The 13,661-nt window shown below is 69.9% G+C and carries 13 protein-coding genes; 6 read left to right on the top strand and 7 right to left on the bottom strand.

The features are described 5' to 3' along the window. Window positions 1–34: 34 nt before the first annotated feature. Complete coding sequence (locus ACPCHZ_RS11215) at window positions 35–1,006, bottom strand: NADPH:quinone oxidoreductase family protein (RefSeq protein ID WP_423485350.1); 972 nt, start codon at window positions 1,004–1,006, stop codon at window positions 35–37. Between the two features lie 43 nt (window positions 1,007–1,049). Here ACPCHZ_RS11215 and ACPCHZ_RS11210 point away from each other — a divergent pair, with 43 nt between their 5' ends. Together ACPCHZ_RS11210 and ACPCHZ_RS11205 are read left to right on the top strand one after the other, a co-directional pair. Beyond that, window positions 1,050–2,135: an NAD(P)-dependent alcohol dehydrogenase gene (locus ACPCHZ_RS11210; RefSeq protein WP_423484837.1), complete on the top strand. Its 1,086-nt coding sequence runs from the start codon at window positions 1,050–1,052 to the stop codon at window positions 2,133–2,135. A 44-nt stretch (window positions 2,136–2,179) separates the two neighbouring features. Continuing rightward, complete coding sequence (locus ACPCHZ_RS11205) at window positions 2,180–3,142, top strand: alpha/beta fold hydrolase (protein WP_423484836.1); 963 nt, start codon at window positions 2,180–2,182, stop codon at window positions 3,140–3,142. Here ACPCHZ_RS11205 and ACPCHZ_RS11200 read toward each other — a convergent pair. Next, window positions 3,139–4,503: a flavin monoamine oxidase family protein gene (locus tag ACPCHZ_RS11200; protein WP_423484835.1), complete on the bottom strand. Its 1,365-nt coding sequence runs from the start codon at window positions 4,501–4,503 to the stop codon at window positions 3,139–3,141. The genes ACPCHZ_RS11205 and ACPCHZ_RS11200 overlap by 4 nt on opposite strands. A gap of 28 nt (window positions 4,504–4,531) precedes the next feature. On the opposite strand from ACPCHZ_RS11200, the gene ACPCHZ_RS11195 reads away from it, so the two are divergent. The 3 genes from ACPCHZ_RS11195 (at window position 4,532) to ACPCHZ_RS11185 (ending at window position 7,590) form a co-directional block, all read left to right on the top strand. Further along, window positions 4,532–5,515, top strand: a complete 984-nt coding sequence (locus ACPCHZ_RS11195; protein WP_423485349.1) for a TIGR03617 family F420-dependent LLM class oxidoreductase — start codon at window positions 4,532–4,534, stop codon at window positions 5,513–5,515. Window positions 5,516–5,558: 43 nt separating this feature from the next. Beyond that, window positions 5,559–7,049 carry a flavin-containing monooxygenase gene (locus tag ACPCHZ_RS11190; protein ID WP_423484834.1) on the top strand — a complete coding sequence of 497 codons (1,491 nt, stop codon included), beginning with the start codon at window positions 5,559–5,561 and terminating at the stop codon, window positions 7,047–7,049. A gap of 208 nt (window positions 7,050–7,257) precedes the next feature. Next, on the top strand, window positions 7,258–7,590 hold the full coding sequence (locus ACPCHZ_RS11185) for a hypothetical protein (RefSeq protein ID WP_423484833.1): 333 nt from the start codon (window positions 7,258–7,260) through the stop codon (window positions 7,588–7,590). Here the strand turns inward: ACPCHZ_RS11185 and ACPCHZ_RS11180 are convergent. Beyond that, on the bottom strand, window positions 7,587–8,699 hold the full coding sequence (locus ACPCHZ_RS11180; RefSeq protein WP_423484832.1) for a hypothetical protein: 1,113 nt from the start codon (window positions 8,697–8,699) through the stop codon (window positions 7,587–7,589). The genes ACPCHZ_RS11185 and ACPCHZ_RS11180 overlap by 4 nt on opposite strands. Then, window positions 8,699–9,835 (bottom strand): phosphotransferase family protein, encoded by a 1,137-nt coding sequence (locus ACPCHZ_RS11175; RefSeq protein WP_423484831.1) that lies wholly within the window; start codon window positions 9,833–9,835, stop codon window positions 8,699–8,701. Before ACPCHZ_RS11175 ends, ACPCHZ_RS11180 begins: the two co-directional genes overlap by 1 nt. 44 nt (window positions 9,836–9,879) lie before the next feature. Between ACPCHZ_RS11175 and ACPCHZ_RS11170 the strand changes: the two genes are divergently transcribed. Continuing rightward, entirely contained in the window at window positions 9,880–10,497 is a 618-nt protein-coding gene (locus tag ACPCHZ_RS11170; protein WP_423484830.1) for a TetR/AcrR family transcriptional regulator, read from the top strand. Here the strand turns inward: ACPCHZ_RS11170 and ACPCHZ_RS11165 are convergent. The 3 genes from ACPCHZ_RS11165 to nuoN are packed head-to-tail and all read right to left on the bottom strand — an operon-like array spanning window position 10,494 to window position 13,660. Further along, window positions 10,494–11,273 (bottom strand): SDR family NAD(P)-dependent oxidoreductase, encoded by a 780-nt coding sequence (locus ACPCHZ_RS11165; protein ID WP_423484829.1) that lies wholly within the window; start codon window positions 11,271–11,273, stop codon window positions 10,494–10,496. The genes ACPCHZ_RS11170 and ACPCHZ_RS11165 overlap by 4 nt on opposite strands. Before the next feature lie 29 nt (window positions 11,274–11,302). Then, window positions 11,303–12,085 (bottom strand): enoyl-CoA hydratase, encoded by a 783-nt coding sequence (locus ACPCHZ_RS11160; protein WP_423484828.1) that lies wholly within the window; start codon window positions 12,083–12,085, stop codon window positions 11,303–11,305. Between the two features lie 12 nt (window positions 12,086–12,097). Further along, window positions 12,098–13,660 carry an NADH-quinone oxidoreductase subunit NuoN gene (nuoN, locus tag ACPCHZ_RS11155; RefSeq protein WP_423484827.1) on the bottom strand — a complete coding sequence of 521 codons (1,563 nt, stop codon included), beginning with the start codon at window positions 13,658–13,660 and terminating at the stop codon, window positions 12,098–12,100. Window position 13,661 lies beyond the last annotated feature (1 nt).

The raw sequence follows: 13,661 nt of genomic DNA, 5'->3' as shown, positions 1-13,661 counted from the left end.
GCGAGCGAGGCTTTCCCGCGAGGTCGGTGCCCGCTCAGCGCAGCGCGACGACGACCTTGCCCCTCGCGGTCCGGTTCTCCAGCGCGGCGATGGCGTCGGCGGCCCGCTCGAGCGGGTAGACCTCCGGTGCAGGCGCGGAGACCTCGCCCGACGCCAGCAGCGGCTCCAGTTCGGCCCACTGCTGCCGGATGTAGTCCGGGTGGGAGAACGTCCATGCGCCCCAGCCCGCGCCGACCACATCGACGTTGTTGAGCAGCAGGCGGTTCACCTTCACCGTCGGGATGTCGCCGCCGGTGAAGCCGACCACCAGCAGCCGGCCGCCCACCCCCAGCGAGCGCAGGGAGTCGGTGAACCGGTCGCCGCCGACCGGATCGACCACCACGTCCACGCCGCGGCCTCCGGTGAGCTCTTTGACCGCGTCCTTGAAGCCATCGGCGAGGACGACGTCCGACGCCCCGGCCGCGCGGGCGATGTCGGCCTTGTCCTCGGTGCTCACCACCGCGATCGTGCGGGACGCGCCCAACGCCGGCGCCAGCCGCAGCGTCGAGGTGCCGATGCCGCCTGCGGCGCCGTGCACCAGCACGGTTTCGCCCTCGGCGAGGCGACCCCGGGTGCGCAGGGCGAAGTGCACGGTCAGGTCGTTGAACAGCAGGCCGGCGCCGGCCTCGAAGGACACGTTGTCGGGCAGGGTGAACACCCGCTCCGGGGGCAGCGCCACCACCTGGGCCATCCCGCCGGACAGCATGGTCAGGCCCGCCACCCGGTCGCCCGCGGCGACACCGGAATCGGCCGGTGCGCTGCGCACCACCCCGGCGATCTCCGCGCCGGGAACGAAGGGCAGGTCGGGCTTGTACTGGTAGCGGCCGCGGCTGAGGAGCGCGTCGGGAAACGCCACCCCGGCGGCATGCACGTCGATGAGGACCGCGCCGTCGGCACCGGGTTCGTCGATGTCGACGACCTCCGCCGCCTGCGGACCGTCGAGCCGGGCTATCTGGATCGCGCGCATGGCCGCCTTCCTGTCGTCGACGAAGAACATTTAACCTTCCCGGGTGATCGATGCCCGTGCCGCGGTGCTGCTCGACGCCGGGGCCGACCCGGAATTGACCGGGATCCGGATCCGCCCGCCCGTCGGGGACGAGGTGCTGGTGCGCATCGACGCCGTCGGCATCTGCCACACCGACATCAGTGTGGCGGCCCGCTGGCCGCAGCGGCGGCTGCCGATGGTCTTCGGCCATGAGGGGGCGGGCACCGTCGAGGCGGCCGGGCCCGCCGCCGGTGTGGCCGTCGGCCGCCGGGTGGTGCTGACCTTCGCCAGTTGCGGCGAGTGCCCGAACTGCGTCGAGGGCCGTCCGGCGTACTGCAGGCGCTCCACCGACCTCAACATGCGCGGCGGACGCGACGCGCTGCACCTGGGCGACGAGGCGATCACCGGCGGCTTCTTCGGCCAGTCGAGTCTGGCCACCTACGCCCTGGCCTCCGGCCGCAACACCGTGCCGGTCGACGACGACCTGGACCCCGCGCTGGCCGCACCACTGGGCTGCAGCGTGCAGACCGGCGTGGGCACCGTGCTCAACACCATCGCGCCGCAGCGCGGGGACACCATCGTGGTCTACGGCGTCGGTGCGGTCGGGTTGTCGGCGGTGATGGGCGCCAGGATCGCCGGGTGCGGCGTGATCGTGGCGGTGGACCCGGTGGCCGGGCGCCGCGACCTCGCCGCGGAGTTGGGCGCGACGGCCACCGTCGACCCCACGTCCGCGGATGCCACCGCTCAGATCGTCGAGCTGACCGGCGGCGGTGCGCACGCCGCGGTGGACACCACCGCGATCCCCGACGTGCTGGCCGGGGCGCTGACGGCGCTGCGGGCACGCGGAACGCTGGCCATCGTGGGTCTCGGCGCGCCGACCGCGGCGCTGCCCGTCGGGCTGATCATGGGCAGCGGCCTGACCGTGCGCGGCGTCGTCGAGGGCGACAGCGAGCCGCACACGTTCATCCCGCGGCTGGCCGGCCTCGTCCGGAGCGGTGAGCTCCCGCTGGAGAAGGTGGTGACGCGGTACCGGTTCGACGACTTCGGCGACGGCTGGGCGGCGGCGAAATCCGGCCGGGTCGTCAAGCCGGTTCTGGTCACCGGGAGTTAATCTGGCAGTTCCGGCAGCGTTGCCGGCGGCGATCGGAGCGAACCATGGCACGGCGTGACCGCAGGGGCAGTGGAGGATTCGCCGCCGCGAGATCGCTCCCGACCGGCCGCATCGTGCCGGTCCGGTCGATCGACGGTGTCCGCATCCACACCGAGGTGTTCGGCCCGAACGACGCGCCGCCGATCGTGCTGGCTCACGGCATCACCTGCGCCATACCAGTGTGGGCGTACCAGATCGCCGACCTGGCCCGCGACTACCGCGTGATCGCGTTCGACCACCGCGGGCACGGCCGCAGCGGTGTGCCCGCGCGGCGAGGCAACTACAGCCTGGATTATCTGGCCGCCGACCTCGACGTCGTGCTTGCCGCCACCGTGTCCGCCGACGAGCGGGCCGTCGTCGCCGGCCACTCGATGGGGGGCATCGCCATCACGTCATGGGCGGAGCGGTATCCGCAGCGGGTGACGCAACGTGTCCGCGGCGCGGCGTTGATCAACACCACGACCGGCGATCTGCTGCGCGACGTGAAGTTCCTGCCGGTGCCGGAGCGGTTGTCGGCGGCGCGGGTCCGTGCGGGCGGCACGCTGCTCAAGACCTTCGGTGCGGTCCCGGCGCTGCGCGCCGCGGAACGGTCGAGCCGGCGTTTCGTCTCGACGCTCGCGGTCGGGCGGGACGCCGACCCGTCGGTCGCCGACTTCATCTACGAACTGTTCGTGAACACCCCGCCCGCGGGCCGGGGCGGCTGGGCTCGCATCCTCGTCGACGCGATGGGCCGGGATCACATCGGTCTGCAGAACCTGACGGTGCCCACCCTGGTCATCGGCAGCGCGAAGGACCGGCTGCTGCCCATCACATCGTCGCGGCGCATCGCCGAGCACGCCCCCAACCTCGCGGCGTTCGTCGAACTGAGCGGCGGGCACTGCGCGATCCTCGAGCGCCCCGAAGAGGTCAACCGCCACCTGCGCGAGCTGTTGGAGTCCTCGGCGGCCGACCGCCGCGCCACCTCCTAGCCGAGGGCGGCGTGTACCTCGGCCGCCGCGCGCAGTCCCGACCGCACCGCGCCGTCGAGGAAGCCGGTCCACTCGTCGGCGGTCTCGGTGCCTGCCCAGTGGATCGGCCCGACCGGCAGGCGCAGCGTGGGACCGTAGGCGGTCCACGACCCCGGCGGCACGGCAGCGGTGGGCCCGCCGGGCGCGAAATCCTCGGCGCCCCAACAGTGGTCGACGTAGTCGATCGGCGACAGCGCCGGTTCGCCGAAGAGTGCCGCGAAACCGTCCAGCGCCTCCTGGCGGCGATCCTGCGGCGGCAGGGCGTCGAAGGTGCGGGCATCGGTGAAGCCCAGCAGGATGCCGGGGCCGTCCGCGTCTGGCCCGTCGCCGGGACTGACGTCGAAGGTGATGAACACCGGGCCCTCGTCGGACAGCGCCTCGCCCGAACAGCCGCCGGCCCGCCAGAACGGCGTCTCGTAGGCGGCGTACGCCTTGCTCAACCGGCCCTGCGGCCAGTGCGCGGCCAACTCGCGATACCCCTCGGGCAGGGCCGGCTCGAAGGTGATGGCGTCCCGGTGCGCGGGCGCGACAGCGACGACGACCGCCTTCGCCGTCGTCGAGGCGCCGGACCCGGCGTGCACGCTGACCGTGCCGTCGTCGTGGCGGTCGATGCGTAGCACCGGCGTGCTCAGCAGGACGCGGGCGCCCAGCTGTTCGGCCATCCGCAGCGCGATCTCCTGCGTCCCCGCCGGGAACCGCTCCTGTTGTGCGCCGCCCTCGACGTCGAGCATCCGCCCGATCCCGCCCGCGGCCTTGACGTAGCGCACGGCGTGCAGCATCGACACCTCGTCGGGCTCGCAGCCCCACGTCACCCGCGCCATGATGGCCATCAGGTCGCGGGTCGACGCGCTGGCGTGCACTGAGCGCAGCCAGCTCTCGAGGGTCTGTTCGTCGAGGTGGTGCGCCGCGGGCGACGCCCACGGCTCGGCCACCTTCACCTGCCGGCACAACCGCTCGAATCGCCACTGGATCCGCGACACGTCGACCAGTTCGATGATCGACAGCCGCGGGACCGTGCTCCGATAGGACCGGACCTTGCCGCGCCAGCGGATGAGGTTCTTGCCGCGACTGTGGGTGCGTACCGTCGGACAACCGAGCTCCGCGGCCAGGGCGGTGACCGCGTCCTGGGTGGGCCCGACGAACGTCGCGCCCAGGTCCACCGGGATGCCGGCGATCGTGGTGGTCGACGAGCGGCCGCCGACGCGGTCGCGACCCTCGAGCACCACCACCTCGCGCCCGAGCCGTGTCAACTCGCGGGCGGCCGACAATCCGGCGAAACCCGCGCCCACCACGACGACATCCGCCTCGGCTGGCATGGTCATCGGACTAGGCTCTCACGCCGTGGAGGTCATGACGGCGTTGTTCGGCCCGACGGACGCGATCGACCGGGCGCAGGCACTGCGCGAGGCCGGGGCGGCGGGCGTGTTCACCTTCGAGGGGCCGCACGACGTGTTCGCGCCGCTGACGCTCGCCTCGACGGTCGGCGGCCTGCAGTTGATGACGAACGTGGCGATCGCGTTTCCGCGCAACCCGATCCATCTCGCCCACCAGGCCATCGATCACCAGTTGCTCAGCGAGGGCCGGTTCACGCTCGGCCTCGGCACCCAGATCCGTACTCAGATCGAGAAGCGGTTCGGCGCCGACTTCGACCGTCCGGTTGCCCGGATGACCGAACTGGTCGCGGCGCTGCGCGCGATCTTCCAGACCTGGTCGACGGGGGAGCGGCTGGACTTCCGCGGGGAGTTCTACCGGCACACCTTGATGACGCCGACATTCACCCCGCGCGCCAACCCCTTTGGACCACCGCCCATCTACGTCGGCGCGCTGGGACCACGGCTGACCAGGGCCACCGCCGAGGTCGCCGACGGTCTGCTGGTGATGCCGTTCGGGTCGCGGCGGTACCTCGAGGAGGCCACGCTGCCGGCCGTGCGTGAGGGACTGTCGGCCGCTGGCCGCAAACTCGACGAGTTCGCCGTGGTGCCCGAGATCATCGTGTCGGTCCTCGGCGACGACAACCCCGACCACGCCGCCGCCCGCAGACTGCTGGCGTTCTACGGGTCGACCCCGGCGTACCGCCCGGTGCTCGAGGTGCACGGCTGGGGCGATCTGCAGCCGGACCTGCATGCGCTGTCCAAGCAGGGCCGCTGGCAGGAGATGGGCTCGCTGATCGACGACGAGGTGCTGCACACGATCGCGGCGTGCGGCACGCCGACCGAGGTGGCCGCGCACATCCGCGGCCGGGTGGCGGGGGTGTCCGAGCGGATCTGTCTCTACCAGCCGGGACCGATCGAGATCGACGCGTTGGCCCGGATCGTCGACGAGCTCAAGAGCTGAGTCCTATCGTGGTACCCGAGCGGACCAAGGGAGGTTCATCGGGATGGCACACGCGGCCGAATACTCGGACGTCATCATCATCGGGGCAGGCATCTCCGGGATCGGCGCGGCCTACCGGATTCACGAGAAGAATCCCCAGCTGACGTACACGGTGCTGGAGCGACGGGCGCGCATCGGCGGCACCTGGGACCTCTTCCGTTATCCCGGTATCCGATCCGACAGTGACATCTTCACCCTGAGCTTCCCCTACGAGCCGTGGCGGCGGCCCGAGAACGTCGCCGAGGGCGCCGACATCCGCGACTACCTGACCGATGCGGCGCGCAACAACGGCATCGACCGGCACATCCGGTTCAACACCCACGTCCGCTCGGCCGACTGGGACTCCGGCACCGACACCTGGACGGTCACCGCCGTGCACGAGGGGCCCGACGGGAGCGAGGAGAGGCAGTACCGGGGCCGCTTCCTGTTCTGCGGGACCGGCTACTACAACTACGACGAGCCCTACGCTCCGGATTTCCCGGGCGTCGAGCAGTTCGGCGGCGAGGTGGTGCACCCGCAGTTCTGGCCGGAGACACTCGACTACTCGGGCAAGCGGGTGGTGGTGATCGGCAGTGGCGCCACCGCGATCAGTTTGATTCCGGCACTGGCCAAGGACGCCGCGCACGTCACCATGCTGCAGCGGTCACCGACGTACATGATGTCGATGGCGCGCATCGATCCGATGGTGGACTTCATCCGGAAGTTGTTGCCCCCGAAGCTGGCTCATCCCGTGGTCCGGGTGCGCAACGCGGTGTTCCACGTGCTCACCTACTTCATGTTCCGCAAGGCGCCGAAGTTCGGGCGCAAGTTGATCCGCAACCGCACGGTGGCGGCGCTGCCGCCGGACTACGAGGTCGACGTGCACTTCAATCCCCGCTACAACCCGTGGGATCAACGGATGTGCCTGGTGCTCGACCACGATCTGTTCGAGCACATCAGCGACGGGCGCGCCGAGGTGGTCACCGACCACATCGACCATATCGACGCCACGGGCATCGCGCTGAAGTCCGGCGGCCACCTCGACGCCGACATCATCGTCACCGCAACGGGACTGCAGCTGCAGGCGCTCGGTGGCATCACGGTCAGCATCGACGGCAACGAGATCAAACCGACCGACCGGTTCGTCTACAAGGAGTACCTGCTCGAGGACGTTCCGAACATGGCCTGGTGCATCGGCTACACCAACGCGTCGTGGACGCTGCGCGCCGACATGACCGCCAAGGCAGTGGCAAAGCTGTTGGCCTACATGGACTCTCACGGGTACACCCACGCATATCCGCATCTGGGCGGACAGCAGATGAAGGAGAAGCCGACGTTCGACCTGCAGTCCGGCTACATCAAGCGGGCCCCGCACGCATTGCCGCGGTCGGGCACCAGGCGGCCGTGGCACGTCCGGCACAACTACTTCCTCGACGTCATCGACCACCGCTTCGACCGCATCGAGGAGTCGATGGTGTTCGGCAAGGTGTCCGCGCCGGTCAGCCAGACCGCCTGAGCGCACGTGCACACCCGCCCGCGGGCGGGTGTGCACGTGCGCACGTCAACTTTTGTTGACGGACGCGGGTGGGTGGGGTTGTCGAAATCAGCGCCCCCGCGGGTGGTGTGTGCACCTGCGTGCGTCAACTTTTGTTGACGAGCGCGGATCGGTGGATCCTGTCGAAATCGGCGCCGCACCTGTCGGTGCTCATCTGCATACTGCGCCCATGGCACCCGACGGACGCGGCATCGCGGAGACGCCCCGACCATGGTGGGCCGACCACCCTGACCTCGAGGAGATGCGCCGCCGCACCCTCGAGGAACTCGAATGCGGCGCACGCGACGACCGGCCGGCTATCGAGGAACCCGACCCGGTCATCGCCGAGATCATGTCGGGCGCATGCCGACGCGGCCTCCATTCAGCTCGCGACGACCTCGACCGCGCGCGCGAGAACTACGACGAAGCAATCCGCGCGGCGCGCACCGCGGGCTACTCGTGGGGGGACATCGCCCGGATCCTCGGCGTATCGAAGCAGTCGCTGCACCGCCGGTTCCGCTAGGGCGCCAGGGTCAGCCAGTCCGCGAAGCCCGACGGGTCGTGCCGGCCGAGTGCCCCGTGCTCGAACAGGCCCCACCCTTCGACGGTCTGTCCGCCGGCACTGCACGAGGCCCGCCCGACGTGATCGATGACGCCGAACATCGCCCGCCCCGACACCGCCGGGTCGGTCATGTCATAGGTCAGCCGCTCGGTGAACTTGTCGCCCTTCCACATTCCGTGGATCCAGTCAGAGTCGCCGCCGTAGCCGCCGCCGATGTGGATCGGCACCGCCAGCTTCGACTCCACCTCGAGTACCACCGGCGCACCGTCAGGGGTGGTGGCCTCGATCGTCGCGCCGTAGGGGATCCGGGTTCCGGACGTGTAGTGGATCTTCACCCGCGGCCAGCCCAGCTGCTCGACCCTGCCGTCGCGCCAGATGCGGGTGCAGTCGTTCAGCGACCGGAAGCCGGTCGGTTCCTCCTGGATGATCAGCACGATCGCGAAGTCCTCGAATGCCATCGGCACGTACAACCACCACATGCCCTCGAACGGCGGATCAGCCGGCCGGCCCGCAGGCTCTGCCTCGCCGATGGGTCGGATGCCCCACGACCGGTCCCGTGTCCCGATCCAGCGGGCAGGATCGACGGGGATCTCCTCGCCATCGACGACGAGGTGCCCGCTCCAGGTGCCGACCTGCGCGAACCGCTGCGCGTCCAGGGTCACCCGGTGGCCGGTGCGCAGCAGGTGCCGCTGCTCCTGTACGACGGGGAACAGTCCGTTCCAGGTCAGGTCGGCCGCGATGCCCTCGGTCTCGTCGAGCACGACCCGCAGCCGCTGCAGCGGTTCGTCGACCTCCACCCGGTAGCCGCCGACGTGCTGGTTCAGCCGGTCCTGGTCGACGCCGTCGGACAGGTGCACCGCGGTCTGCGTGTCACCGCGCCGTACCAACATGAAGGCGTCCTTCACGCCGAGATTCGGGTAATACCCGATCCCGGTGATCACGAAGATGTCGCCGGTGCGGTCATGGGCGTTGAAGTAGGACCGGTCGTAGAAGTTGCGGTCCGACGAGCCCGGCCAGGCGATCGGCTGCGGGATCTGGTGAACCGGGAATTCGTCCATGGGTCCGAGCATCAGGCGTCGTCTCCGATCAGCCGGCGCAGCAGGGCGCCGTGGTAGAACAGCGATTCCACATCCTGGGGCGCCTCGATCTCGCCGAAGCGCACCCGCCGCGCACTGGTCCGCATGAAGACGCACGCCCAGATCACGGCCGAGTACACGTAGAACCACTGCAGGTCGCCGACGGGCACGCCGGTCAGCTCGGTGTAGGTGGCCTTGACGTCGGCCTCGCGCATGAAGTCCGGCATCCCCGGTAGCCCGGCGAGGCCGGTGAGCTCCTGGAACACCATGTGCGCGAATATCATCCACGCGAGATCCATCTCCCGCGGACCGAGCGTGGCCATCTCCCAGTCCAGCACGGCGACGGGCCGGAAATCTTCGTAGAGGACGTTGCCGATCCGCGCGTCCCCCCACACCAGCACCGGGTCGGCGTCGGCGACCTCGGTCGGCCAGTGTTCCTCCAGCCACGCCAGCGCCCGCTCGATCAGCTCGGAGCGGCCGATGTCGGGAACGGCGAACGCGTACCACGACGTCAGCCAGTCCAGGTTGCGGCGCAACGCATTCCGCTGCGGCGCCTTCTCGGCCAGGAAGCCGAAGGTCTGTTCCGGCTGTGGCACGGCGTGCAGCTTCGCCAGCACCTCGATGGTGCGGTTCTGCAGTTCGCGTTGCTTCTCGGCCGGCGCGTCGAAGAACCAGTTCCCGCCGAACGTGTAGGGCATCACGTCGGGCGGCACGATGCCCTCGACATGGTCCATCAGGAAGAACGGGGTGCCGAGCACCGACCCCGTCGGTTCCAGCCAGCGCACCTGCGGCACGGGGATGTCGGTCGACTCGCCGACCAACCGGATCACCTCGAACTGGTGGTCCAGGCGGTAGGAGTCGAAGACCGGCACGTCCTCCGCCGACGGCGCGACCCGCGCGACGAACCGCTCCTCGACGGCAGACCCGTCGTCGTCCCGTCGGACAGTGAGGACGATTGTCTCCGAGGACATTCCGTTCGCATCGATGCCGCTCTCGACGGTGACCTGTGGCGCGACCCCGCCGGGCAGCACGGTGGCCAGCCACTGGGACAAGACATCGGGCAGCGTGCTTGTGTCGCGGCCGGAGCGCTGCAGACGGCCGACGTCTTCGACAGCCGGTTCTGTGGGCATGAGACCCTTCCTGTGGCCGCAATTACGATACGGTGGGTAGCGTTATGAAAGCAGACCCTGTTTCGCTTGACAAGACCCCGGGCGCCGGGCGGCCCCGGGATCCGCGCATTGACGCTGCCATACTGCGCGCGACCGCGGATCTGCTTGTGGAAATCGGCTATTCGAACCTGACCATGGCAGCGGTGGCGCAGCGCGCCGGCACCACCAAGACCGCGCTCTACCGCCGGTGGTCCAGCAAGGCCGAACTGGTGCACGAAGCGGCGTTCCCGGCGGCGCCGACCGCGCTGACGGCGCCCGCCGGCGACATCGCCGCCGACGTCCGCGCGATGATCGAAGCCACCCGCGACGTGTTCACCACACCGGTAGTGCGCGCGGCGCTGCCCGGCCTGATCGCTGACATGTCCGCTGACGCCGAACTGAACGCCCGGGTGATGGGACGGTTCGCCGGGGTGTTCGCCGCGGTGCACATCCGACTCGCCGACGCGGTGCGCCGCGGAGGGGTGCACGACGACGTCGATCCCGACCGGCTCGTCGAGATCATCGGTGGCGCCACCATGCTGCGGCTGCTGCTGGTTCCCGGTCAGCCACTCGACGACACCTGGGTCGACCAGACCACGGCCATCGTGGCGCGCGGCGTGGTCGCCCAGGGCGCTGACGACTAGCTCGGCAGCAGCTTCTCCCTCGGGCCGAGGAACAGCCCGCCGTTGACGTCGAGGGTCTGGCCCGTCACCCAGCGGCTGTCGGGCGACGCGAAGAACGCAACGGCGTCGGCGATCTCTTCGGCCTTGCCGATCCGGTCGAGCGCCGTGATGTTCGTGAATCCCTGCTGCGCGTCGTCACTCTCGTGCAGCCACGAGTTCATGTCGGTGTCGGTGACCCCGGGTGCCACGTTGTTCACCGTGATGCCGCGCTCGCCGAGCGTGTTGGCCAGTGACCGGCCGAGGACGTTCAGCGCGCCCTTGGTCATGGAGTACACGATCTGCGGCGTCGCGAACCATGTGACGCCGGAGGAGACGTTGATGATCCGGCCGCCGTCGCGCAGCAGCGGGAGGGCTCGCTGGGTGATGAAGAACGGCGCGCGGACGTTGATCGCGAACTCCCGCTCGAACTGCTCGGGCGTCGCCTTGTCGATGGTGGCGTCCGCGGTGGCGATGGCGGCGTTGTTGACGAGGATGTCGAGCGAACGGCCGTCGAGTCCCTCCTCGAGACCGGCGAACAAGGTGTCGACGTCGTTGTCGACGCCGAGTTCTGCTCTGACGGCGAAAGCCTCGCCACCTGCGGCGCGGATCGCGTCGACGGTCTCCGCGGCCGCGGCGTCGTTGCTGCCGTAATGCACGGCGACGACGGCCCCGTCGGCGGCCAGCCGGCGCGCGATCGCGCGCCCGATCCCTCGCGACGCGCCGGTCACCAGCGCGGTCTTGCCCGAAAGTGTGGTCATGCGTCGCCACAACCGCGGCCGGCGGCGGGCTATTCCCCGGCGATCTGCCCCTTGTTGCGCGCGCTCACCTGGCTGAACCGCTCACCGAGGTCCGCGAAGTCCCGGGTCTGCGCAGCCGCGATCTCCTGCTCGGCCGCCAGCGCGGGGGAGAGGACCGGCTCCTGGCCGCGCGCGTAGATCTCCTTGAGCCCGGCCATCGTCTGCGCCGGTACCTCCGCGATCTGGTGCGCCAGTTCGAGGGCTCGTTCGACGAGGCGGTCGTGCGCGACGACCTCGGTGACGAGGCCGATCCGTTCGGCGCGGGCGGCGTCGACCACCTCACCGGTCATCGACAGCCGACGCGCCATGGCGGCGCCGACGACGTGCGGAAGTCGGGCGGTCATCCCTCCGCCGGGCAGGATGCCGACGCGGGCGTGGGTGTCGGCGAACACCGCGCGCTCCGAGGCGATCAGGAAGTCGCAGCCCAGCGCCATCTCCAGGCCGCCGGTGAAGACTGCGCCGTTGACCGCCCCGATGATCGGTGTCCGCATCCGGCCGGTGGCATCGATGCAGCTGTGCTCACCAAACTCCTCGAAGTAGGCAGTGCCGATCTGGTGTGCCTCTTTCAGATCGACGCCGGCGCAGAACGCCGGATCGGCGCCGGTCAGCACGACCGCGTGCACCGACGGATCGGCGTCGGCATCGGTCAGCGCCGTGTACAGCCGGCGAATCAGATTGCGGCTGAGCGCATTGCGGGCCTGCGGCCGGTTCATGGTGATCAGCCGGACCGGGCCATGGTCGAGGACCAGCACGAGCGTGTCGACGTCGGTCATGGCGCCATCTTCTCAGCGCAGGAACTGGTCGGCGCTGTCGGCCAGATCGAGCAGGGGCTGCGGCAGTGCGCCGAGGGCGAGGGTGACGGCGGCTGTGACGGTCACCGCCGCCGTCGTCAGGCCGCTGGGCACCACCACCTCCGGTGCGTCGTCGGGCGGTTCGGTGAAGAACATCAAGACGATGACCCGGACGTAGAAGTACGCGGCGATGGCGCTGGCGACCACGCCGACGGTCACCAGCGGGATCGCGCCACCCTCGCCCGCCGCCTTGAACACGGCGAACTTGCTGACGAATCCACTGGTGAGCGGGATGCCGGCGAAGGCAAGCAGGAACAGCGAGAACACCACTCCGACAAGCGGATACCGCCGTCCCAGCCCGGCCCAGCGGGCCATCGCCGTCTCCTCCTCACCGTCGGCGTCGCGCACCAGGCCCACCACCGCGAACGCGCCGAGCGTGCTGAATCCGTAGGCGAACAGGTAGAACAGCGTCGAGGACAGACCAGCCCGGTTCTCGGCGATCACGCCGGTCAGGATGAAACCCGAATGCGCGACGGCCGAGTAGGCCAGCATCCTCTTGACATCGATCTGCGTGACGGCGGTGACCGTGCCGACCACCATGGTGAGGATGGCGATCGCCCACAGCACCGGCCGCCAGTCGTCCCGCAATTCGGGCAGTGCGACGTAGAAGATGCGCAGCATCGCCCCGAATGCCGCGATCTTGGTGGCCGCCGCCATGAACGCGGTCACCGGGGTCGGCGCGCCCTGGTACACGTCGGGGATCCACGAGTGGAACGGCACCGCACCGACCTTGAACAACACGCCGACCAGCAGCAGCCCAGTGCCGATCAGCGCGAGCGATGTCGGTCCGGTTCCTTCGGAAACGACGGTGGCGATGCCGCGCAGTTCCAGCGTGCCGGCGTAGCCGTACAGCATGGCCGCGCCGTAGAGGAAGAACGCCGAGGAGAAGGCGCCCAGCAGGAAGTACTTCAACGCGGCTTCCTGCGACAGCTGCCGTCGCCGCCGCGCCAGTCCGCACAGCAGGTACAGCGGCAGTGACAGCACCTCCAGCGCGATGAACATGGTGAGCAGGTCGTCGGCAGCCGGAAACAGCAGCATGCCGCCGACGGCGAACATCGTCAGCGGGAAGACCTCGGTCTGAATCACCCCCGCCTTGGTGGCCAGTTGCTCGGCGACGCTCCCGGTGATCGCCGACGCCTGCGGCGTGAAGGAGTCGAGTCCGCCTGTCGCCTCGCCGGTTTCGGTGCGACCGGGGATCCGGCGCTCGGCGATGAGCAGGACGCCCAGCAGGGCCACCAGCAGTACGGTGCCCTGCAGGAACAGCGCGGGGGCGTCCACCACGACGGCGCCCATCACCGCCCGGCTCTCGGTGTGCCTGCGCGCCAGCACGACCACCGCGACGAGTGCCGCGACGAGGGCACCGAGGGCCAGCGCGACCTGGGCGCCGTAGCGGCTGCGCCGAGGCAGGAACGCCTCGAGGAGAACGCCGAGAACGGCCGCGCCGAGCACGATCAGCATGGGCGACAGCAGGCCGTATTCGACGCTCGGCGTTGGCATG

Origin of the sequence: Mycobacterium sp. NPDC050041 (genome assembly GCF_049541695.1) — a bacterium.
Lineage (GTDB): Bacteria > Actinomycetota > Actinomycetes > Mycobacteriales > Mycobacteriaceae > Mycobacterium.
This window is presented reverse-complemented; position numbering and strand designations above follow the sequence as displayed.